The sequence below is a fragment of the Porphyromonas sp. oral taxon 278 str. W7784 genome (genome assembly GCF_000467855.2).
In the GTDB taxonomy this organism is placed as follows: Bacteria; Bacteroidota; Bacteroidia; order Bacteroidales; family Porphyromonadaceae; genus Porphyromonas.
Genome location: NZ_KI259221.1, coordinates 246,109 through 269,108, shown reverse-complemented (window position 1 = coordinate 269,108; position 23,000 = coordinate 246,109). Strand labels below are relative to the sequence as shown.

Genomic DNA, 23,000 nt, shown 5'->3' with positions numbered 1-23,000 from the left:
CCAAACGTAAGAGACAATGATCGACAAGAATAAGATACAGAAGGTCCTTCTCCTAGGATCTGGAGCCCTGAAGATCGGGGAAGCAGGAGAGTTCGACTACTCTGGCTCTCAGGCACTCAAGGCGATGCGTGAGGAGGGGATACACACGGTCCTCGTCAACCCCAATATCGCTACTGTCCAGACCTCCGAAGGGATAGCAGATGAGATCTACTTCCTGCCCGTCACTCCCTTCTTCATCGAGAAGGTCATCGAGAAGGAACGCCCCCAAGGGATCCTTCTAGCCTTCGGCGGACAGACTGCGCTCAACTGTGGGGTGGCCCTACATCAGAGCGGTGTACTCTCCAAGTACAACGTCGAAGTCCTCGGGACACCCGTAGAGGCGATCATGAATACCGAGGACCGAGACCTCTTCGCCCGCAAGCTCGACGAGATCCAGGTAAAGACGATCCAGAGCCACGCTGTAGAGTGTGTCGAGGATGCTCGCCGTGCTGCTGCCTCTCTGGGCTACCCCGTGATCATCCGTGCAGCCTACGCCTTGGGTGGCCTTGGTAGTGGCTTCTGTGACAACGAAGAGGAGCTAGATGAGCTCTGTAGCAAGGCCTTCGCCTTCTCCCCTCAGGTCCTCGTCGAGAAGAGCCTCAAGGGATGGAAGGAAGTAGAGTACGAGGTAGTACGGGACTGCTATGACAATTGTATTACAGTCTGCAACATGGAGAACTTTGACCCTCTGGGCATTCACACTGGAGAGAGCATCGTCATCGCCCCTTCGCAGACCCTGACGAACAACGAGTATCATAAGCTCCGTGAGATAGCTATCCGCATCGTACGCCATATAGGTATCGTCGGGGAGTGCAACGTGCAGTATGCCCTCGACCCCGACAGCGAAGACTATCGTGTCATCGAGGTCAACGCCCGCCTGTCACGCTCGTCGGCACTAGCCTCTAAGGCTACGGGCTACCCTCTGGCCTTCGTCGCTGCCAAGCTGGGCTTAGGCTATGGGCTCTTTGAGCTGAAGAACTCGGTGACCCGTACGACTCCTGCTTTCTTCGAGCCCGCACTTGACTATGTCGTCTGCAAGCTCCCACGCTGGGACCTGGGGAAGTTCCACGGTGTGTCCCGTGAGCTAGGTAGCAGTATGAAGTCTGTAGGGGAAGTGATGGCCATCGGACGCACGTTCGAAGAGGCGATGCAGAAGGGCCTCCGTATGATCGGACAAGGGATGCACGGCTTCGTAGGCAATAATACCAAGGAGATCCCCGCCTCCGAACTCGATGGTGCCCTCAAGGCGCCTACAGATACGCGTGTCTTCGCTATCAGTCAGGCCTTCAGCATGGGCTACACTGTAGACCAGATCCATGAGCTGACGAAGATCGACCGATGGTTCCTCGACAAGCTCCAGAGCATCGTCCGTACCTCCGATCGTCTCGCAGCAGTGAAGGAGATATCGGACCTTGACCGGGAGCTCCTCCTGAGAGCCAAGCGTCAAGGCTTCTCGGACTTCCAGATAGCTCGATTCATTCTCTCTAAGCAAGGGATCAAGGCGCACGATAGAGATGCACTAGCGGTACGAGCTCTGCGTAAGAAGCTCGGAGTCTTGCCCGTGGTCAAGCAGATCGATACCCTCGCAGCAGAATATCCAGCGGAGACCAACTATCTCTACCTGACCTACAGCGGTACAGCCAACGATATCGCTTATGAAGGGGATGGACGCTCGGTCGTAGTCCTTGGCTCTGGGGCCTACCGAATAGGGAGCTCTGTCGAGTTCGACTGGTGTGGAGTTAATGCTCTTCAGACGATCCGTCAGCAGGGGCTCAGATCCATCATGATCAACTACAACCCCGAGACAGTAAGTACGGACTACGATATCACCGACCGCCTCTATTTCGACGAGCTTACCTTCGAGCGTGTACTAGACATACTTGATCTAGAGACTCCCCGAGGGGTCATCCTCTCTACCGGAGGGCAGATCCCTAATAACCTAGCACTGAAGCTCCATTCCCAGCGCATCCCCATCCTAGGGACACAGGCCGAGGATATCGACCGTGCCGAAGACAGGCATAAGTTCTCGGCGATGCTAGACGAACTAGGAATCGACCAGCCTCGCTGGCAGGAACTGACGAGCCTCGAGGATATCGACACCTTCATACGGGAGGTAGGCTTCCCTGTGCTCGTTCGTCCAAGCTACGTACTATCAGGGGCGGCTATGAATGTCTGCTCCAACTCCGAGGAACTCTACCGTTTCCTCGAGCTAGCGGCAGACGTATCGAAGGAGCATCCTGTGGTCGTGAGCCAGTTCATCGAGCACGCTAAGGAAGTAGAGATCGATGCCGTAGCGCAGCGAGGGGAGATCGTCGCCTACGCCATCAGTGAGCATATTGAGTTCGCTGGGGTACACTCTGGGGATGCTACGATTCAGTTCCCAGGGCAGAAGCTCTATGTCGAGACGGTGCGCCGCATCAAGCGCATCAGTCGTCAGATCGCTGAGGCGCTACATATCTCGGGACCCTTCAACATCCAGTTCCTCGCTAAGGGTAATGAGATCAAAGTCATCGAGTGTAACCTTCGTGCTTCACGTAGCTTCCCCTTCGTGAGCAAGGTACTTAAGATCAACTTTATCGAGCTGGCTACACGCATCATGCTAGGGCAGCGCGTAGAGAAGCCCAATAAGAGCGCCTTCGATCTCGACTACGTGGGGATCAAGGCTTCGCAGTTCTCGTTCGCTCGTCTACAGAAGGCAGACCCCGTGCTTGGCGTCGACATGATGAGCACTGGGGAGGTAGGCTGTCTTGGGGATGACACCAATGAGGCTATCCTCAAGTCCATGCTCTCCGTGGGCTATCGTATCCCTAAGCGGTCGGTACTGCTCTCTACAGGCGGGTACAAGCAGAAGGTCGATATGCTCGACGCTGCACACCTCCTGCATGAGCGAGGCTATGAGCTCTACGCTACCCAGGGCACGCACGATATGCTTGCAGAGAATGGTATCCCATCGACGGTAGTCTTCTGGCCTACCGACGAAGGGAAGCACCCTCAGGCACTCGACCTGCTTCACGAGAAGAAGATAGACATGGTAGTCAATATCAATAAGAACCTCACCGCAGGCGAACTGACCAATGGCTACCGTCTACGTCGTGCAGCGATCGACCTCAATATCCCTCTCTTGACGAATGCCCGTCTTGCCTCTGCCTTCATCACAGCCTTCTGCACGCTCCCCGTTGAGGAGCTCCAGATCAAGAGCTGGGCAGAGTACAAGTAGTCCGCTCCTTCGTCCCCAGGGTGGCTGTATGCCATTCTCCTAAAGGCTTAGCCCCAAGGCTCCACTGAGGAGTCTTGGGGCTAAGCTTTTTTAGGATATTCATTGGGCTAGGGGACGGAGCTTCGTCTGAGCAGGACAAGACACTAGGAGTGCCCTGCATACTTACCGATACGGAAGACTACTAGAGCCTAGGGAGGGCTACGGCAGAGACGAATATATGAACTTCACGGACGCCACAGGATTCGAGGAGGTCACAGAGGGAGAGGAGCGTTGATCCCGTGGTGAGGATATCATCGACGAGGAGGATACGCTTGCCCTTGAGTTTGTCTAGGAGTTCCCGGTGAGGGGTTAGATAGAAGGCCTTACGGGCGTTCTCCATGCGCTCCTCTCGGTGGAGGGTCGTCTGCGAGTGGCTCTTCCTATGACGAAGCAGGAAGTCCTCCCTACAGGGTACGTGGTAGTAGTGGGTGCTGAGTGCTTGAGCAAGGAGAGCCGCCTGATTGTAGCCTCTCTTCTCTAGGCGAGTGTCCTCGATGGGTACGGGTAGGATGAAGTCGATACTACCTAAGGCGGGCTGGAGTCGCCCTTCCGTCAGTGCCGTCCGCACGATGAAGTCGGCTACCTCGGCATAGCCCCGATACTTGAGGGCGATGATGAGCTTGTAGCCTGCTGAGCCATGCTGGTAGGTGAAGGGTGCCGATAGCGAGCGAAAGAGGGGGGAGCCAAGAAGGCGCTCGCTGGCATGGTAGAAGAGTTCGTCGTAGCGAGGTAGGAGCTGACCGCACTCAAGGCAGACGCAGTGCTCCCTCAGCCCTAGGCGTATCCCGCAGAGAGCGCAGGTACGGGGGAAGACGAGATCTGTGAGGAAGGTGAGTATCGTCCTAAGGCTCATCTTCATCATAGCTAGAGCCTAGGAGCTCCTGGATCACAGTCTGTACCTCCTCATAGGGAAAGCCCCGATAAGCTCCGAAGCGCAGGAGACGCTCCCAGACCTTCCTTCGCTCTAGGGACTTGGGGAGGCTACGGAGCTTACTTGCTAGGAGTGCGTGTAGGCGCTCCTCTGCCTCATCGCCTGCCTCCTCGGTAAGCTCATCAATAGCTTGGTCGATGAGGTCGGAGGGGATCCTGTGTCGCTTGAGCTCTGCACGTATGAGGATCATACCCCAGCCGTTGAATCGGTATTTGTCTCGGACGAAGGCCCGAGCAAAGCGCTCTGGGCTGAGGAAGCCTTTCCGCTCCAGTCGCTTGATGATAGCGGGTGCCTCCTCCATAGGGATACCCCAAGTGTGGAGCTTCCTACGGATATCTTCGGGGGAATGTTCGCTACGGGCGCAGTAGGTAGTGAGGCGTGTGTATGCCTCCTGAGGTGTGAGCTCTTGCTTCATGGTAGAGGCTAGGCGTGATAGACAAGGTGGAGGAAGCGCTCCTTCCCACTGAGGTCGGTGATGAGCTGGGTAGTGCAGTGCTCTCGGCCGAGGATCTTATGGAGGGCCTCTTCGGTCTCATGGGCGTAGAGGGGATTGAGCTCTACCCAGAGACTTCCTCCCGAGCTAAGGTAGCCCTGCTGGATAAGTGCCCCTAGAGCGAGGTAGTAAGCGATGGGGGAAGCCTCGGGGGCAAAGAGAGCCAGATGGGGCTCATGAAGGAGGACTTGCGGGGTCATCTCCATAGCCTCATTGGGGTGGATGTAGGGAGGGTTGCTGACTATGAGGTCAAAGGGTGTGCTCGGGGGTGTATGCTCCTCGACGAGGGCGAAGAGATCCTTCTTCCATAGGGTGACGAGCCGTCCCGTCTCCTCCCGTAATGTGTCGAAGTTCCGCTGAGCTATAGGTATGGCTTCGCTAGAGACTTCGATAGCGAAGCTCTCGGATACCTCGGGTAGGAGTGCCGTAAGCGCATGGGCGATACAGCCACTGCCTGTACCTACGTCAAGGAGGCGACTAGTGGTACGGCTCTCTGGGTGCTGTAGGATGAGCTCGATGAGTTCCTCTGTCTCTGGTCGAGGGATGAGCACCCCAGGGGCAACCTGTATGCGCTGTCCTGCGAAAAGGGCATAACCTAGGGTGTACTGTAGGGGACTACCCTCCGAGAGCTCGTGGAGCATGCGCTCCAGTCTCCCTGCCTCTAGAGGTGATAAAAGTGTATCTTTGTCTAGGAGAAGCAGGTGCGTCCTAGAGCAGTCTAGGACTTCCTCTAGTAGCTGACGAGTGATCTCTCTGCTCTCCGACAGGTCATAGAGCTTCGAGAGATGCTCTTGAGCTATATGCTCGAATGATCGAATCGTATCCACCATACACAAATATAGCGAATACAGATGACAGATGATGAGCGCTACATGCTCCGAGTCTTAGAACTAGCATCGCTGGGGATGGGGTGCACTGCTCCCAACCCCATGGTCGGAGCTATCCTCGTCCACGAGGGACGAATCATCGGTGAGGGCTATCATCATCGTAGTGGTATGCCCCACGCTGAGGTCATGGCCGTAGCCAGTGTACAAGAGCGTGACCTCCTCTCCCAGTCTACTCTCTACGTCACCCTAGAGCCATGCTCCCACTATGGGAAGACTCCTCCCTGTGCAGAGCTCATTATCCGAGAGCGCATTCCTCGGGTGGTAGTGGCTACTCAAGACCCCTTCCCTCAGGTCTCGGGTAGAGGGATACAGCTCCTCAGAGATGCTGGTATCGAGGTCATCGTCGGGGTGTTGGAGGGGGAAGCTCGCCGCCTCAATGCTCCGTTCATCACGACACAGACGAAGCACCGCCCCTTCGTCTCTCTGAAGTGGGCTCAGAGCCTAGATGGCTTCATCGACCGTCTCCGTGAGGATCGGTCGGAGAGTCCCGAGATATTCAGTTCGCCCCTGCAGCAGCGTCTAGTACATGCCGAGCGCATGAGACACGATGCTATCCTCGTAGGCTATAGGACGGCCCTGCTGGATGATCCCCAGCTGACGAACCGTCTATGGTATGGTCGAAGTCCCCTACGTATCGTCCTTGATCCCCGTCTACAGCTCCCTCGAGACCTCCGTCTCTTCAGGGATCAGCTTGCCCCTACATGGGTGATCCACCTCCGTGATGTAGAGCCTCCAGCTGAGCCTATGGATGGGGTACGCTACCTCGCACTAGATGGGGAGCGTATCGAGCCCTCAGCCCTGCTGGAGCTCCTACATCGAGAGGGTGTGCAGTCGCTCCTCGTCGAGGGAGGTGCTTCGACGCTGGAGAGCTTCCTCGAGAGCCAGCTCTATGATCAGCTCCTCGTCGAGGTATGCCCCCGCCCTCTAGGTAAGGGGGTACCTGCCCCTGCTATCAGAGATCTAGAGTAGGGGATCGACCTACTATATATAAAGGACTTGCCCCAAGGTGCGAGCTATAGGCTCAGCGACCTTGGGGCAAGTCCTTTATGTAGGAGGGAGGAGTTAGCTCCTCAGTCTACTAGTAGTTGTGACCATTGGGGTCGAGGATCTCCTTTCTCGTGATCTTGTGGAGGTCAAGGGCACGCCAAGCATAGACGATATATGCCAGGACGAAGGGGATGAGGAGTGACACCACGCTCATAGCCTTGAGGGTGAAGGGGCTGGATGAGCTATTGCGGATGTTCAGCGAGTTATTGATGATCTCGGGCATCTCAGGGCTGTAGGCGGGGTAGTAGGAGGTATTGTTCCACCCGGCGATGAGTAGTAGAGCCAGAGCCGTCAGTACTACACCGATCCCCTCGAGCCAGATCCCCTTGCGGAAGCCCTCCTTGAGGAGCGTCAGCAGGATCCCTGCTAGTACGAGCACCACCCCGATGAAGAAGACTGCGAAGACGGCGGGCATCTCGATGAGGTTGAGCCAATACTTGTAGTCGACGAGGAAGGTGACTTCAGGGTGAGCAGGATCATAGCCGAAGCCCTGCTTGGTCAGTAGGAAGAAGAGCCAAGCGAGGAAGAGTAGGAGGAAGGCAGCGGCATTCCAGGGGAGAGCACTGCGCGAACGCTTGTAGATCGTCTCATCATCGATGTTGTTGATGAAGAAGAGCAGTGCTGTCGTGCGGGAGAGGAAGAAGACGGCTAGGCCGAAGACGACATTCCAGATGTTGAGCACTGCCTCTAGCCCATGGAGCTGGAGACCCTTGTAGGGGAGCCACTGAGAGATGATCTGGCTAGCTCCGGAGAGGTCTGCGATGGCATCACGGTTCACCACGAAGGTCGATCCCGTGAAGAAGGTCGAGACGGCTGCCCCGAGGAGGATAGGAGCTAGGAGCCCATTGATGAAGAGGAAGATCTGGTAGGTACGGCTACCGAGCACGTTCCCATTCTTATTCTGATACTCGTAGGAGACTGCCTGGATGATGAAGCAGAAGAGGATGAGCATCCACACCCAGTAAGCTCCACCGAAGCTCGTCGAGTAGAAGAGGGGGAAGGAGGCGAAGAAGCCCCCACCGAAGACCACAAGGGTCGTGAAGGTGAACTCCCACTTACGCCCGACGGAGTTGACGAGGAGCTTGCGCTCCACCTGCTCCTTACCGATGCTGAAGAAGAGTGATTGTCCCCCCTGGACGAAGAGTAGGAAGACGAGAAGAGCCCCGAGGACAGAGACTAAGAGCCACCAGTATTCTTGGAAGAATGCGTAGTCCATAATTGATCGTTTGCTTAGATAATAAATGTACTTCGTAGGGAGGCTTAGTGCTTATCTGGCCCCTGCTTGATGGCCTTGCGCATGATGTTGATCTCAGCGACGAGCATGATCGTGAAGAGGAGGAAGAAGAGTGCGAAGGTGATCATCACCGACGAAGCTTCGATCTTCGAGATAGCTGCATGGACGGGCAGGAGGTTCTGGATAGTCCAGGGCTGACGACCCACTTCGGCGACGACCCAGCCAGCTTCACTTGCTACCCATGCCAGAGGAGTGAGGATGATACTTGCCCAAAGGAGCCAGCGAGTAGAGGCGAGCTTCTCATTACGCTTGTAGGCATACCACGTCAGGATGAGGAAGAGTAGGAGGAAGGCACCACCGAGCCCGACCATGATGCGGAAGGAGTAGTACGTCAGAGGCACGTTGGGGACCGTCTCATACTTGCTGGTGAAGTAGCCATAGCCATAGTAGGGGAAGTGCTCCATCAGCACAGCTCGGTGCTGCTCAGCGGAGATGCTATCCCCAGCCTTGCTCGCTGCACGGAAGGCGTTGAGGGCATCGATAGCGATACGACCACGACGCATCTTCTCTTCGGTCGATAGAGCGGTCTGCCCATTGGGCTGACGATAGCCCCCCTCGAGGATGTTGTTGATCCCTGGGACGTAGTGCGTACCCGTGCCTGCTACCATGAAGGAGAGGAGGCGGGGAGCTTCGATGTTGAAGAGGTGAGAGGGCTTACCATCATCGGGAAGCTGCTTGTCGGGGTTGAGCAGGCCGATGACGCCGAGGCCGACGCCCTTGCCATCCTCTGTGCAGCCTTCGCCGGTGCACTTACCCGTGTCGTAGATAGCTTCCATGGCTGCGAGCTTCATGGGCTGGTTGGTAGCGACGTCGACAGCAGAGCTGTGCCCCGTCATAGCCGTCAGCAGAGCTGCTACGAGACCGAAGGGAGCGATGATCTTGAGGTTGCGACGAGCGAACTCTACATTGCGCTTACGCAGGAGGTAGAGGGCACAGACTCCGAGGGCGAAGAAGGTACCCAGCGTCCAAGACGAGGTGACCGTGTGAAGGAACTTCACGATCGCTGTGGGGGAGAGGGCTACAGCCCAGAAGTCACTCATCTCGTTGCGCATCGTCTCAGGGTTAAAGATCATCCCCTGAGGATTCTGCATCCAAGCGTTAGCGATGAGGATCCATACCGCTGAGATCGTCGCCCCGATGATCGTGAGCCACGAGGAGGCTAAGTGGAAGCCCTTGCTGACCTTGCCCCATCCGAAGAACATCACAGCGATGAAGGTCGACTCCATGAAGAAGGCGAGGATCCCTTCGATGGCCAGAGGTGCGCCGAAGATATCGCCGACGAACCAGCTGTAGTTCGACCAGTTGGTACCGAACTGGAATTCGAGGATAATCCCAGTGGCGACCCCGATGGCGAAGTTGATCCCGAAGAGCTTCTGCCAGAACTGGGCCGACTTCTTCCAGAACTCGTCACCGCTACGATAGTACTTCGTCTCCGCCAGCGACATGATGACGCCGAGACCTAGGGTCAGCGGGACGAAGAGCCAGTGATACATGGCCGTCAGCGCAAATTGCGCTCGAGACCAAGAGACTAATGATTCTACATCCATGTGTAACTAGTTATTTATACTTGTGAATTATATCCGTACTAAGTGAAGCGCCTGCTTAGCGAGGGAGCGTATCCCCAGGGGCTCTGCGGTCGAGGAGTTCGCTTCCGACGAACTCCGACTTATCGATATGTTGCTCTGCAGCCTGCTGCTTCACGTGGTTGGGGAAGAAGAAGACTCTCAGGATGGCGAACATGATGAAGAGCTTGAGTGCGATGATGAGCCAGAGCTTCTTACTCGTAGGTGTGAGGCCACGGAAGCCATCTCGGTAGAAGCGATAGGCACGCACGAAAGGATTTGGTCGAGGTGTCTCAGTCGGCATGAGGTCGATGAGGTTATGTGAGTTGGAGCGTTACTACTGTATTTATCTGTCAGGCGCAAAGATAGGAATAAACTAGGGACTATAAGCGGATTTTTGGCAGGATAACAGGGAAGTTACCCCTTTTATGTCAATAGGTTTTGTCTATGGTATGATTTATGAGATTTATTCACTGCTTGTTGATCCTACTGATTTCCTAGCTTTAGGGCTGTATTATCCTCTTAGGATAAGTTTCACTACAGAGGTGTTATTCCTCGCCTCCTCGTTTGCTCATGCTCTCCCTAGGGTAGCCATTCATGCCTCCCTCGAGGGACCCATTCATGGGTCGCTTCGGTACCCCATGCATGGGTCACCAGAGGACCCCATGAATGCGTAGGTAGAGGAGGGGAGGGATGCCTCGTGGAGGGAGCACTCACTAGATGCTCAGTAAGTGGAAGGGGAGTCAGGGCAAAGGCTATCCGTGGAAATTGACTTATTTTTGTTTAGGCTCTAGAGCCTGAACTCTCTAAAATACAGCATGGCAAGAATAATGACCAAGACCGGGGATCGGGGTACCACAGGTATTTTCGGTGGCGAACGTGTCCCCAAAGATGATATACGTATCGAGGCCAACGGTACGATGGATGAGCTGAACGCTCATCTAGGACTCATCCGCTCCCACCTCGCTATGGACGACCCGAGGCACCGATTCTTCGGAGAAGTGCAGATGCGTATCATGCAGGCCATGAGCCTCATCGCTACACGCAGTGAGCGGAGGGAGGAGAACCCTAATCACTTCGAGCTATCGTGGGTCGAGGATCTGGAGGCTGAGACAGCCCGCCTGATGAAGGAGATCCCCGAGAATGGCTTCTTCATCCTCCCCGGAGGGACGCCTCTCTCGGCAGAGATCCAGCTGGCACGCACCGTCGCCCGCCGTGCTGAGCGACGCCTCTGGACGCTGGACCGCCTTGACCCCCTGCCCGAGGGCTTGATCCCCTGGGTCAATCGCATGAGCGACTGGCTCTTCGTCTCCGCTAAGTGGGAGATGAACCAGCAGGGCTGGCCCGAGGAGCGCTGGCAAGCCTTCAGCTACAAGCGTAAGCGTAAGAAGGAAGATGAGTAGCACGAAGCATAGAGAGCTCGCCCCGCTGATGTTCGTCGGTACGGGGAGCGACGTAGGCAAGAGTATCCTCACGGCAGGCTTCTGCCGTATCTTCCTACAGGACGGCTATCGACCTGCTCCATTCAAGGCGCAGAACATGGCCCTCAATTCCTTCGTCACCGAGGAGGGCCTTGAGCTCGGACGTGCCCAGGCTGTGCAGGCCGAGGCCGCAGGGATACCCTGCCATACGGATATGAACCCCGTCCTCTTGAAGCCAAGCTCAGATAAGACCTCTCAGGTGATCCTGCATGGTCGCCCCATAGGCAATAAGGATGCCTACCAGTACTTCCGTACCGTCGGGCGGGGTGAACTCCGAGGGGAGGTGCACGCCGCCTTCGACCGTCTCAGGGCTCGCTACAGCCCCATCGTCCTAGAGGGGGCGGGGAGTATCTCCGAACTTAACCTCCAGGATTCGGACATCGTCAATATGCCGATGGCAGCCTATGCCGGTGCTCGGGTCATCCTCGTGGCTGACATCGATCGTGGAGGAGTCTTCGCCTCGGTCTACGGCTCGGTGATGCTACAGAAGCCTGAGTACCGTAGCCTCATCGCAGGGGTGATCATCAATAAGTTCAGAGGCGATCTCCGACTCTTTGACGAGGGACGCAAGCTCCTCGAGGAGCTCTGTGGAGTACCCGTCCTCGGGGTCGTCCCCTACCTCACGGACGTACATATCGAGGAGGAAGATTCGGTAGCGCTCTCTCGCCGTGCCTTCTCCTCCCAGCAGGGCAAGGTGAATATCGCCGTCGTCCTCCTACGCTACATCTCCAACTACACTGACTTCGCCCGTCTGGAGCAGGATGAGCGTATCCACCTCTTCTATACCAACAATGTCGAGGAGCTCCAGAGTGCAGACATCATCATCGTCCCAGGGAGCAAGAGTACCCTCTCCGACCTCTACGAGCTACGACGCAATGGCGTGGCTCAGGCGATCGTCCGTGCTCATCGGGCGGGGAAGACCATCCTCGGTATCTGTGGGGGCTATCAGATCCTCGGGCAGGAGGTCATCGATCCCCAGGGTGTCGAGGGTGAGCTCCAGCGCCTTCCCGGCCTAGGGCTCCTGCCCATCACGACCGAGATGGCAGCCGAGAAGGTCACGACACAGGCCAGCTTCACCCTCCTCGATGATCCCACGCCCTGCACGGGTTACGAGATCCACATGGGGCAGAGTCGGGTCGTCGAGGGCTTCGACCCCTCGCCCCTCGTGCGTATGGCCGATGGCCGTGAGGAGGGCTATCTGGCGGGTACCCACTGCATGGGTACCTACCTACATGGTATCCTAGACAATGCGGTCTTCGTGGACTATCTGCTTCGCCCCTTCGCTGACCGCATCCAAGACTCGGGAGCGGGCTGGGACTACGAAGCCTTCAAGCAGGAGCAATACGATCGTCTGGCTGACCACCTCCGTGAGCACGTCGACCTGGAGCGTATCTATCAGATCATGAGTGTATGAGGAACGGACACGGAGACGACCTTCATCACTATGAGGGGATCAAGGCGAACTTCAGCTCCAATGTGACGAGCCTGACCTCGGCAGACGACCTCCGTGCGTACCTCAGGGAGCAGATCGACTGCATCGGTTCGTACCCTGACCCTACGGCCTCGTCCCTAGCTCGGGCACTCGCCTCGCACCATCGACTCTCCGAGGAGGAGATCCTCGTGACAAGTGGAGCTACAGAGGCGATCTACCTCCTGGCACAGACCTACCGCTCGGGGACGCACTACTATGGGCCTCGCCCTACCTTCAGCGAGTACCGAGATGCGGGGGCGCTCTTTGCCGAGGAGCAGTGTCAGCTCACGGAGCTTGACCCCCAGGACCATCAGCGCCTAGGACTCTACTGGCTCTGCTCTCCCAATAACCCTACGGGCGAGGTCTATCCCCTCACCGAACTCCAGCAACTCTGGCGGAGCTATCCGAACATCTACTTCGTCATCGATAGCTCCTACAGCTACTTCACCGAGGCAGAGCTCCCCGATCCACGGGAGACGCTGGAGCTCTTCCCCAATGTGATCTTCGTGGCCTCTCTGACCAAGCGCTATGCGATGCCAGGGCTTCGCCTCGGCTACGTCCTAGCTCGTCGGGAAGTGATCCGGGAGCTAAGCGCCTATGCCCCCCCTTGGTCGGTCTCTTCGCTTGCCATCGCTGCCGGTGAGTGGATCGTGAAGCAGGGCTTCCCAGACCTCCTTGATAAGGGGCTTCTCTTCTCTGAGTGTCGACGCCTGTGGCAGGCCATCGATCGGCTCCCGCACTTCAGACCTTGCCCCACAGAGACGCACTTCTTCCTCGTGCACTGCGACCATCCGAGTATCCCTAGTGGAGGGGCACTCAAGACGCTCCTAGCTCGGCGCTATGGGCTCCTGGTGCGTGATGCGACGAACTTCGGCTACTCCGAGCCCACGATCCGTATAGCTACCCAGCGCCCCGAGGAGAACGACCTCCTCATAGAGGCACTTACCGACATCTCCTCATCGACTACGCTCCCATGCTTCGAGTAGAGGTCATCATCCCCTTAGCCCTAGAGGGACTCTTTAGCTACCTCGTCCCCGAAGAGCTCCTTCGAGAAGCTCCAGACTTCGGGGTGGGCTGTCGTGTCGTCATACCCTTCGGCGGGAAGCGCTACTATACGGGGATGGTCTTCTCGCTATGGGAGGACGAAGAAGGAGGAAGCTACAAGCAGGTGGAGCAGATCCTAGATGCTCGACCTATCCTCTCCACCGAGACCCTCCGCCTCTGGCAGTGGATGGCCTACTACTACTGCTGTCCTATCGGCTCGGTCCTCCGCGACGCCCTGCCCTCTGGGCTCCTACCAGAGAGCAAGACGATGCTCCTCATAAATCCCGAGTTCGAGGCTACGGAGCCCCTCTCGGAGATAGAACTCTCGATCCTGGATCACCTCACGGCACAGCGGGGTAAGGCCGTCTCTACCGAGCGTCTGGAGCATCTCCTCGGTCGACGGCTTACCCGCCCCCTCCTCCGTCTCATCTCCCTAGGGGCGGTCCTCCCCGACGAACAGCTACAGCCTCGCTATCGCCCCAAGGTCGCTCGCTACCTCCGTCTTGCGGAGAGCTATCGGAGGGACGACGAGGCGCTTGCCTCGGTCTTCGATACCCTCGGGAGAGCCCCCCGACAGGAGGAGCTCCTCACCGCCTTCATCCAGGGGCTTGAGCGGACAGGGCAGACCCTCGAGGGAAGCCTTCATCGCTCGATGCTCCTCGACACCCTCCCTCAGGGCGACGCCCCACTGAGGAGCCTCATCGCTAAGGGAATACTCGAGCAGATCGAAGCCCCCCAGAGTCGCCTCGGGGAGCATACCCTAGAGCCCGAACTACAGGAACTACCCGAGGTTGCCCCTCTGACTCATCCCGTCACGCTCTACTATGCCGAGGAGGCTAGCGCTAAGGAAGCATACATCCTAGCGCAGATCGCCCGTACACTCGCCGAGGGTGGGCAGGTCCTCTACCTCACCCCCTCGGTGCACTCTGTCCCTTCGGCCTTCAGCTTCCTCCAGCGACTGGCAGCATTAGCCCCTGGATGCTACTACCCCTATCATAGCCTCATCAGTGAGGCCGTGCGGGTAGAGACCTATATGCGCCTGAGTGAACTGACGAGCCCTGCCCTCGTCGTGGGGACACGCTCGGCGATCTATCTGCCACTACCTCGCCTCAGGCTCGTCATCATCGACGAGGAGCAGGAGTACCTCTACAAGCAACAGCTCCTTGCCCCTCGCTACCACGCTCGGGATGTCGCTCTATGGCGAGCCCATGAGGCGGGTGCTCAGGTACTTCTTGCCTCCTTGACCCCTTCGGCAGAGGTGCTCTTCCATGCCCTGAGAGGGAAGTATCATCTCCTTCGGCCTCAGACTGCTTCACCTAGCCCTGAGGATGGGCTTCTCCCCTCGATAGAGACCATTCATCTCAGGCGCCTCCGCTCCCTTCGTGAGGTGGCGTGGCAACATACGCTCACCCCTTACCTCATCGAGCGTATCAAGGATACCGTCGCCCGAGGGAAGAAGGTCCTCCTCCTGCAGAATCGTAGAGGCTATGCCCCCTATGTCCACTGTGACGCTTGCCAGCAGCGTATCCTCTGCCCCAACTGTGATGTGAGCCTTACCTACCATCGCTCACGGCAGGCTCTGCTCTGTCACTACTGCGGGCACGTAGAGCCACTACCCGAGGCATGCCCACACTGCGGTGCTACCGAGGTCACGACGAAGCAGGGGATGAAGCCCGCCCTAAGACAGGTAGGCTATGGGATCGAGCGGGTGGAGGAGGAGCTAGGAGAGCAACTGCCGAGCCTCGAGGTGCTACGTATCGACAGCGATACCCTTGCCTCGAGGAAGAAGCAACTAGAGTTACTGGAGCGGATCGAATCAGGCTCCGCTGAGATCCTCCTCGGTACCCAACTGATCCGCAATCAGCCTATATGGGAGGATCTGGGACTCATCGCTGTCGTCCAGCTGGATGCTGTGCTGGGTGTCCCTGACTTCCGATCGCAGGAGCGAGCCTATCAGCTCCTTCATCAGCTGAGGCTACGTACCCGAGGGACGAAGGAGAGCCTCCCGACCTTCCTTCTGCAGACCAATGATCCAGAGACTCCTTTCGTGAAGGCACTCCGTGAGGGGGACTATGATGCCTTCATGTCGGAGATCCTAGCGGAGCGGGAGGCGACTTCATTCCCGCCCTTCACCCGTCTGACACATCTCTGGCTACGGGGGAAGGATGAGCGCCTGCTCTCCTCAGCTTCGCTTGTGCTCGCTCGCTACCTACAAGCCCTCCTTCCCGGAGAGCGAGTGACAGACCCACAGACACCGCACGTAGGGCGTATCGAAGGCTACTATCTGAGACAGATCGTCATCCGCCGTCCCTTCCGACAGTCGTATAGGGAGGAGCGAGAGGCCTTCGTATCCGCAGTCCATCAGCTACGCCTATCCGTACCGGAGAGCACACGCCTACAGATCTACTATGATGTAGATCCGCTATAAGAGTAAGTAGGGGGAAGGGGAGGCTAGCCGACGATGGTACGTTCGCCTAGCAAGTCGGAGAGTCTACGCTTCTCAGCGTTGAGTCTATTGATCTCGGCCATACGCTCTAGGATCGTAGCATGATCCCCCGAACGCTGTGCCTGCTTGATCTCCGTGTGTATATCCTGAATGAGACGCACTAGGAGCGCCATCTTGTAGCTATTACAAGCTCTTAGAGCTACTGACCCCAGATACCTTGCTTCCTTCCTCTCTTCCTCCTCCCGAGCCTCTTCTTCGGAGGGGGCAGCGGAGGCCGTAGCCGAGGCAGTCGTGAGGTAGCTGGGTAGGAGGTCTTGGTCAGGGCGGTACTCCAGCAGTTCGCTCTCACTCACCAGATCGGTAGTGACCTTGCGAAGGTGATCCTCAGGATGATTAGCGAAGTGCGAGACCGTCGTACCCTCTTCTCCCTCCGTCATCGAAGAGAGCTCCTGCATGAAGCGACCGAAGAGGGGCGAATACATAGCTTCAGCCCCGACGAGCATCAGCTCTCGCTCGATGAAGGAGTGTAGCGTGAAGTAGCTATCCTCATTGGGGAACTTCTCGCCCTCGTACTCTGGCGTAGCCATACCCATGGGGATGATGATCTGCCGATCGCTGTAGAGGAGGAGGAGCTGCATCAGTTCCCGCTCGAATGGCTCGATGCTATCCTCTCTCGCTACCAGAGATCCATAGGCTTCATCAGATAGGGCCTCTGCCTTGTCGGGGACTTCCTCTATCTGAGGGGGGATGGATGGGGTAGGGTGAGGGGCGTGTTCGTTCGGCTCATAGCTTCGCTGAGGAGCTACGAAGCCCTGTGCACTGACACCACGACGGCGAAGCTTATTCACCTCCTCTTGTAGGAGATGCTCTCCCATCCTCAGAGTCGCTGAGGAGCTTTGGATAAGGACGGCTCGCTGGATGCTGTCGGGGATGAGCGCAATGCTACGCATGATGTCGGAGATCAGTTCGGCACGTCGCAGTGGATCTCGCTCCATCTCCTCCTGGTAGAGCTCAATCTTGAAGTGAATGAAGTCCGTCTCATGGGTCTTTAGATATTCCTCCAGTTCGCTACTGCTGTGACTACGGGCAAAGGAGTCGGGGTCCTCACCTTCGGGCAGGAGGACGACCTTGATACGGAAGCCTTCTTCGAGGAGAAGGTCGATCCCTCGGAGAGCGGCCTTGATCCCTGCAGCATCCCCATCATAGAGGACGGTGATGCTGGAGGTGAAGCGACGGATGAGTCGTATCTGATCGAGGGTAAGAGCCGTGCCTGAGGACGAGACTACATTCTCTATCCCCGCCTGATGCATGGAGAGCACATCGGTGTAGCCTTCGACGAGGTAGCACATGCCCTTCTTGGCAATAGCACTCTTTGCCCAATAGAGACCATATAGCTCTCGGCTCTTAGAATAGATCAGGCTCTCGGGGGAATTGACGTACTTGGCGGTCTTGGCTGACTTCGTCATCACACGACCTCCGAAGGCGACATAGCGTCCACTGAGATTGCGTACAGGGAAGATGACTCGTCCACGGAAGCGGTCGATACCTACTCCTGGGCGGTCTTCGTACTCAATGGTAAGCCCCACTTCGGAGAGACGACGCATGGGATAGCCCGCCTGCAGTGCCGCTTGGGTGAATGCCGTCTTGCTCTCTGGTGAATAGCCAAGCCCGAACTTCTCGATGGTCTCAGGGCGTATCCCACGCTCCCTAAAATAGGCGATCCCGACCGATCGCCCTTCTTCGGTGTCGGTCAGTTGCTTCTGGAAGAACTTCGCCGCAAAGTCATTGACGACGAAGAGGCTCTCTCGCTCGTTATTGCGCTGCTTCTCTTCCTCGGTCTCCTCTCGTTCGACGACCTCGATGTTGTACTTCTTTGCTAAGTATTTGAGCGCCTCGGTATAGGAGAGCTGCTCATGCTTCATGATGAAGTTGAGTGGAGTACCCCCTTCCCCGCAGGAGAAGCACTTGCAGATATTCTTCGCAGGGTTGACGTAGAAGGAGGGGTTGCGATCGCTGTGGAAGGGGCACAAGCCGACATAGCTTACCCCTTGGCGGCGTAAGCTGATGAAGTCACTGACTACATCTAGGATCTGAGCGGAGTCAAGGATCCGCTGTCGTGTCTGCTGATCGATCAAGGGAGGGAAGGGCTAGAGCGGGATGCGCTGGAGGTCTTCGGGGGTGTCGATGCCGATGGTAGCGTGATCCGAGAGCATGACCCGTATGCGTAGGCCGGCATCGAGCCAGCGTAGTTGCTCGAGGCTCTCACCCTGCTCTAGTGGCGAGGGGCTAAGGCTCTGTATCTGGGGGAGGATCTTTGTGCGGAAGGCATAGAGACCGATGTGCTTGAGGTATTGGTGCTGGCGTGCCCAAGGCCCTTCACACCCTCGGAGATAGGGGATGACAGACCTACTGAAGTAACGGGCATTACCCGAGACGGAGCTACGAACTAGCTTCACGGCATTGGGGTTGGCTAGCTCCTCGTTGGTCGTCGTCGATGGGAAGGGCTGGGCAAGGGTAGCGATGTCTACGGCTTCGTCGTCTCCTTGGGTCTCAAAGGCTGAGATCAGAAGGCGTATCTGTTCGTCTGCGATGAAGGGCTCATCCCCTTGAAGGTTGATCAGGATATCGGCCTCCTTACCCAAGAGCTCGTAGGCTTCGAGACAACGCTCCGTGCCCGAATGGTGATCGGGCGAAGTCATCACTGCTTGGTAGCCATGCTCCTTCACAACGGAGAGGATACGCTCGTCATCAGTAGCGACCACCACGTCGGTAGTCACTTCGAGGGCTCGCTCCACGACACGGATGATCATAGGCTTACCTCCGATATCTACGAGGGGCTTACCTGGGAAACGAGTAGAAGCATAGCGAGCGGGGATGATCGTGATGACGCGCATAGCGAGGATGAGTAAGGGTTGATGTGATTGAAATTCCTTGGCAAAGGTACGAGATTCTATGATTCTAGAGGGAAGGCGAAGCTAGTTAAGGATGCCCCCATCTCCCTAGATCGCTATGCAAGGTACCCCACGCTTCTCCTCCTACCTTTACTGCTCTCAAAGGACAAGAGCACCTACTATTCCCAAAGAACGAGGTCATCCGATGGAAGCTCCTAGCTCCATCGGATGACCTCGATAGCTCTTATTCTATTAGGTATTATCTCTACCTACTTACTAGGGCTAAGATACCTCACTGGATTTCGGGTACCCTTACGATAGTAATATTCTGGTAATCTCTTCCAAAGATAATTATCTTGTACCTCTTGGGAAGCTTCCTTACCCACGAATTCTAGTCTCCCAGGTACTTCATCTGAAGGTCCCCATTTCCCTATAAATACCCCCGTGATAACTCCGCATTGTACAGCCAGTAAATAGGACGTCTGGTTAGCTCTACTCAGGGATAGTTTCCATGCCTTTCTAGCAGCTTCGTAAACGTCCTTTCCCTCAGAAATCGCACGATCTATCTTTACAGCTATGACAGAGTGCTTGATCTCAGCAGGGGCATGGAACTCTTGAATCTTCTCAACGGATTTCATCTAGTTCTTTAGTTTAATTAGTATGTAAGCACGAAGGTAAGGATAATATCAGATCATACATATCTCATCAGAGGGTAATATGTAATTATCTGGGAGGCCACCTAGAATACACCCTTTCTTTCGTGCTATTCTCCTACACTTAGTCATCGGATGAGCTCCTAGAGGATAGAGAATGAATGGCAGGTGATTGCTAGGCTGGTTGACGGGGCTATGCTGAGAGGGGAATCGAGGCTCAATATTGGGGAAGAATTACCCCGACGGAAGGGGCTCTTCGGGAGGATGAAAAAACGACCTATGGTGGGTCGCTTAGAAAACCTACTGTGGGTCGTCGATGTGTAGGTCGCATCGACGACCTACCGTAGGTTTTATTTGCTCCTGCTCCAGGGGATGATGACGGAGCTTGGAAGGGCGGAATGAAAAGTAGGGGAAGCACCCGAAGAATCCCCTGATTCTTCGGGGTACTTTTCGCCTTAGCTCTATGTACGATGGCTGTAGGTGATGGGGATAGAAACAAGAAGCCCTACACCCAACGGATGGGGTGTAGGACTTCTCGTATAGATAGGTGTGGAAGGAGGGACTAGATCCCGGGCCAGTTGCTGAGGAAGTCAGGTGAGGCGGGGTTCTCAGCTTCGAACTGCTTCTCGATATCGTCGGGGAAGTTCGGGAAGAGATCGAAGCCAAGCTTAGCCTCTAGTTCGTCGATGGAGAGGGCTACCGAGCGGATAGGTGTATCTGCACCATAGGCACGGTGCTCTACCCAAAGACCTAAGCCATGGTAGGTAGAGCCCTTCTTGACGACGAGCGCCATCCAGTAGTACTTGGGGACGACGATCTTGCCCTTGACCTTGTGGGGCTCGACCTGGTCGTCTCGGATGGTACCGCCCTTGGCCACGTAGAGCACATCACGGAAGCGGGAGTTACGACCCCAGGCCTGTACCTGCTGCTCAAGCTGCATCCAGTACTTCTGGTTCAGCTCGCCGAGCTGTGGACTCATGTTGGAGTAGTAGAAGGTCTGCTTATTGGCTTCGAAGCTGAAGGTACGGTCGGAGGAGGCGACCATGTGCCCTCGGTCGTACCCGCTACCGCTGAACATGAATTCGGTCGAATACTGCTTGGGGATGTTGGGGTCCCAACTCCAGGCATTGGTACGTTTGACCTTCGTGGCCGAGTTCACTTCGTCGAAGGTGAAGCAGACGAAGCGAGAGTGCAACTTCTGGACATCATACTCGACGGAATAGTTGACGATGCCATTGGCTCGGTGCGTGATGTAGTAGTTGTGACTACCGCCACTGATCGCAGGAGCTTCGAGTAGGGTTATGTCGCCGAGGATATTCTCCCCAGAGGGGTGCGAAGGATAATCAGGGCCAGTCGTCTTGCCCTGCTGTGTGATGCGAAGGGTGTCCTGTACGCCTTGGGAGGAAGCGATGATCTTAGCCTCACGTGTCGCCCCCAGGTTCTCACTGATGGAGATGGCTATACGCAGACCTTGCGAGCCTTCGCCCTTACTCTGCTCGAGCTGTAGCCAGGAGCTGGCGTCGCTAGGCTCTACAGAGAGCGTCCAGCTACCTTGGGAGCGGAGCTTGATGAAGAAGTTAGCTCCTTCGGCGGGGATAGCCTTAATCTTGCTCCCCGAAGGTGGAAAGGAGAGCTGTAGCTGGTCTGAAGGGCGGATCGGCTGATCAGCCTCCTTCGTGGTACAGCAGGTCAAGATACCTCCTCCTAGCGTGAATACTAGGAGAAGGTACTTGAAGATATGGTTCTTGAACTTGTTGCGCATGGTCTAAGGGCTTATCGTTTGCCGAAATGCTCCGTGATGAGTGCTGTGAGGATCTCCTTCTGCTTGTCCTTCGTCAGAGCTGTAGATTCCCACTGATCGAGGACGAAGGTCTGAGAGGGAGCGTCGATGGCGACCTTGCGGTGGAGGAAGACGTCTTCACCAGCTGCTTTGCCTTCTGCCGTAAGCCAAGCCTTAGCGGGATCATTACCTAGGAAGTCAATGACCGTCTCCCCCTTGATGAGGGCGATGGGATCGTTGCCGTTGTAGGTCAGTTCACCCGTCAGCCCCGAGGCCGTGTAGAGCTCCGCCTTGGTATGACGGCAGACGATCGAAGCCTTAGGTGCAAGCTTACCCGAGAGGGGGATGAGTACCTTGTCGTTGGGAGGGTTCACAGCGGTGTTGCTCTTCCCATAGGCCTTGATCTGGAGGGAATACTGGCTGAGGTCGACCTCTACGTCCGAAGGATTGTAGAGCTGAAGGTACTTCTCGTTGCCCGCAGCTCCTTCGACGTAGACGGTGAAGAGGAGTTCCTTCTGAGCGGGTTGCTGTGCCTTGGTGCATCGCTCTGCGGTAAGGCCCTTGAGATCCTCGATACTGCGTGGCCAGAGGTTGTAGTGGATGGTCTTAGCCTTCGTCGTCTTGTCCGTGGTGGTCGAGCGCTGGATGATACCGACGATCTTACCATTCTTATCTGAAGCTAGCTCGGACTTGAAGGTGCTGTAGAAGGAGATGGCTACAGAGAGACTTGATACGCCCTCAGGAGAAGAGGTGACGCAGTCGGTGATACTATTGAAGTAGGTAGGAGCAGAGGTCTTGCCTGCGGCCGGCTTATTGGGGTTAAGGGCCTTACCTGGCTCTTCGAACTGAGCCCCCTCGACAGCGACGAGGACATTGTCATACTTACCTGCATAGACATCGGCGAAGGAGACGGTCTTAGGCTTGATCTCCGAGACTTCGCCTGTAGGTGTGACCATCGAGCCGGCATCTGCTACACCGGTGTAGTCGATCTGGAGCGATCCCTCCTGATAGCGCCCTACCTTCGTGCCCTTGGTCTTAATGGTGAAGACCATGCCAGGCTTCCAGTCCTTGGAGGCGTTGGACGCCAGTCGTAGGGTGATCCCCTGGTCACCAGCCTGTACGATGATGTTCTTCAGGCTAACCATGTTGTTAGCTGGGATATCGGAGAGGAGGACGGCCTTGAAGGTCACCTCTTCGTCTACAGTCACGCTCTGACCGGTATCGTACTTCTTGATGAAGTTCGCCAGATCAGTGCCATCGACTTCGACGGGTGCTTGTGGCTGGTCGGGATCCTTGCCTGGGGTGATGACCGCTGAGCCATCGCCTGCCTGAGTGATCGTGTAGAAGATCGTCTGCCCACCGGCACGGAAGGCGAACTGCCCCTGTCGTGCCTGCTGAGAAGCATTCTTCAGCACACGGATGATCACGTCGTGCTCCCCAGCCTGACCTGACTCTGGCTGGATGCTCAGCCAGTCGAGGGCCGTGGTCGCTGTCCAGGCACGGTTGGAACTGATATGTAGGGTAGCGGTGCTCTCGTCCTTGCCTATGATGGTCTTACCCTCACTGTCCTTTGTGACTTGGCTGACAGAGATCGTAGGGCGATCGTAAGCGTCGTCATTGTCCTTGCAGGAGGGGAGTGCTAGAGTTGCGCAGGAGGCGATGATGAGGCTCCAGCGGGTGAACTTATTTGGTATCATCAGTCGATTATGTTTGTCGTGATGGGAT

17 protein-coding genes are annotated in these 23,000 nt (G+C 56.4%); 6 read left to right on the top strand and 11 right to left on the bottom strand.

The window, feature by feature from the left end; all coding sequences use genetic code 11:
- Positions 1–16 precede the first annotated feature (16 nt).
- On the top strand, positions 17–3,256 hold the full coding sequence (gene carB / locus HMPREF1556_RS01085) for a carbamoyl-phosphate synthase (glutamine-hydrolyzing) large subunit (RefSeq protein WP_021666330.1): 3,240 nt from the start codon (positions 17–19) through the stop codon (positions 3,254–3,256).
- A gap of 181 nt (positions 3,257–3,437) precedes the next feature.
- Here carB and HMPREF1556_RS01080 read toward each other — a convergent pair whose 3' ends face one another.
- Genes HMPREF1556_RS01080 through HMPREF1556_RS01070 form a run of 3 tightly spaced genes read right to left on the bottom strand, consistent with a single transcriptional unit; the run spans position 3,438 to position 5,546 of the window.
- Positions 3,438–4,157 (bottom strand): ComF family protein, encoded by a 720-nt coding sequence (locus HMPREF1556_RS01080; RefSeq protein ID WP_021666328.1) that lies wholly within the window; start codon positions 4,155–4,157, stop codon positions 3,438–3,440.
- Entirely contained in the window at positions 4,138–4,641 is a 504-nt protein-coding gene (locus tag HMPREF1556_RS01075) for a regulatory protein RecX (protein ID WP_021666327.1), read from the bottom strand. Before HMPREF1556_RS01075 ends, HMPREF1556_RS01080 begins: the two co-directional genes overlap by 20 nt.
- An 8-nt stretch (positions 4,642–4,649) precedes the next feature.
- Positions 4,650–5,546 (bottom strand): HemK/PrmC family methyltransferase, encoded by an 897-nt coding sequence (locus HMPREF1556_RS01070; protein WP_083476358.1) that lies wholly within the window; start codon positions 5,544–5,546, stop codon positions 4,650–4,652.
- A 24-nt stretch (positions 5,547–5,570) separates the two neighbouring features.
- Here HMPREF1556_RS01070 and ribD point away from each other — a divergent pair, with 24 nt between their 5' ends.
- Entirely contained in the window at positions 5,571–6,575 is a 1,005-nt protein-coding gene (gene ribD / locus HMPREF1556_RS01065; RefSeq protein WP_021666325.1) for a bifunctional diaminohydroxyphosphoribosylaminopyrimidine deaminase/5-amino-6-(5-phosphoribosylamino)uracil reductase RibD, read from the top strand.
- Between the two features lie 109 nt (positions 6,576–6,684).
- Here ribD and HMPREF1556_RS01060 read toward each other — a convergent pair whose 3' ends face one another.
- Genes HMPREF1556_RS01060 through HMPREF1556_RS01050 form a run of 3 tightly spaced genes read right to left on the bottom strand, consistent with a single transcriptional unit; the run spans position 6,685 to position 9,813 of the window.
- The gene (locus tag HMPREF1556_RS01060) at positions 6,685–7,869 is read right to left on the bottom strand and encodes a cytochrome d ubiquinol oxidase subunit II (protein WP_021666324.1); all 1,185 of its coding nucleotides are present in this window, start codon (positions 7,867–7,869) and stop codon (positions 6,685–6,687) included.
- Positions 7,870–7,913: 44 nt separating this feature from the next.
- On the bottom strand, positions 7,914–9,494 hold the full coding sequence (locus HMPREF1556_RS01055) for a cytochrome ubiquinol oxidase subunit I (RefSeq protein ID WP_021666323.1): 1,581 nt from the start codon (positions 9,492–9,494) through the stop codon (positions 7,914–7,916).
- A 55-nt stretch (positions 9,495–9,549) separates the two neighbouring features.
- A complete protein-coding gene (locus HMPREF1556_RS01050) occupies positions 9,550–9,813 on the bottom strand; it encodes a DUF4492 domain-containing protein (RefSeq protein WP_021666322.1) in 264 nt (87 codons plus the stop codon).
- A 514-nt stretch (positions 9,814–10,327) separates the two neighbouring features.
- On the opposite strand from HMPREF1556_RS01050, the gene HMPREF1556_RS01045 reads away from it, so the two are divergent.
- From HMPREF1556_RS01045 to priA, 4 genes are read left to right on the top strand one after another with little or no spacing between them, the layout of a single operon-like run.
- Positions 10,328–10,912 carry a cob(I)yrinic acid a,c-diamide adenosyltransferase gene (locus tag HMPREF1556_RS01045; protein WP_021666321.1) on the top strand — a complete coding sequence of 195 codons (585 nt, stop codon included), beginning with the start codon at positions 10,328–10,330 and terminating at the stop codon, positions 10,910–10,912.
- Positions 10,905–12,404: a cobyric acid synthase gene (locus HMPREF1556_RS01040; protein WP_021666320.1), complete on the top strand. Its 1,500-nt coding sequence runs from the start codon at positions 10,905–10,907 to the stop codon at positions 12,402–12,404. The genes HMPREF1556_RS01045 and HMPREF1556_RS01040 overlap by 8 nt, the downstream gene beginning before the upstream one ends.
- Positions 12,401–13,447: an aminotransferase class I/II-fold pyridoxal phosphate-dependent enzyme gene (locus HMPREF1556_RS01035; protein ID WP_021666319.1), complete on the top strand. Its 1,047-nt coding sequence runs from the start codon at positions 12,401–12,403 to the stop codon at positions 13,445–13,447. Before HMPREF1556_RS01040 ends, HMPREF1556_RS01035 begins: the two co-directional genes overlap by 4 nt.
- A complete protein-coding gene (priA, locus tag HMPREF1556_RS01030; protein ID WP_021666318.1) occupies positions 13,435–15,933 on the top strand; it encodes a primosomal protein N' in 2,499 nt (832 codons plus the stop codon). The genes HMPREF1556_RS01035 and priA overlap by 13 nt, the downstream gene beginning before the upstream one ends.
- A 23-nt stretch (positions 15,934–15,956) precedes the next feature.
- Here the strand turns inward: priA and dnaG are convergent, their stop codons facing one another.
- The 5 genes from dnaG to HMPREF1556_RS01005 form a co-directional block, all read right to left on the bottom strand.
- Positions 15,957–18,086 carry a DNA primase gene (dnaG, locus tag HMPREF1556_RS01025; RefSeq protein ID WP_021666317.1) on the bottom strand — a complete coding sequence of 710 codons (2,130 nt, stop codon included), beginning with the start codon at positions 18,084–18,086 and terminating at the stop codon, positions 15,957–15,959.
- 12 nt (positions 18,087–18,098) lie between these two features.
- Positions 18,099–18,845: a 3-deoxy-manno-octulosonate cytidylyltransferase gene (gene kdsB, locus HMPREF1556_RS01020; protein ID WP_021666316.1), complete on the bottom strand. Its 747-nt coding sequence runs from the start codon at positions 18,843–18,845 to the stop codon at positions 18,099–18,101.
- A gap of 266 nt (positions 18,846–19,111) precedes the next feature.
- Positions 19,112–19,480 carry a hypothetical protein gene (locus tag HMPREF1556_RS01015; RefSeq protein WP_021666314.1) on the bottom strand — a complete coding sequence of 123 codons (369 nt, stop codon included), beginning with the start codon at positions 19,478–19,480 and terminating at the stop codon, positions 19,112–19,114.
- A gap of 577 nt (positions 19,481–20,057) precedes the next feature.
- The gene (locus tag HMPREF1556_RS01010; RefSeq protein WP_021666312.1) at positions 20,058–21,257 is read right to left on the bottom strand and encodes a DNA/RNA non-specific endonuclease; all 1,200 of its coding nucleotides are present in this window, start codon (positions 21,255–21,257) and stop codon (positions 20,058–20,060) included.
- 11 nt (positions 21,258–21,268) lie between these two features.
- Positions 21,269–22,972, bottom strand: a complete 1,704-nt coding sequence (locus HMPREF1556_RS01005; protein WP_021666311.1) for a DUF5689 domain-containing protein — start codon at positions 22,970–22,972, stop codon at positions 21,269–21,271.
- Between the last annotated feature and the right edge of the window lie 28 nt (positions 22,973–23,000).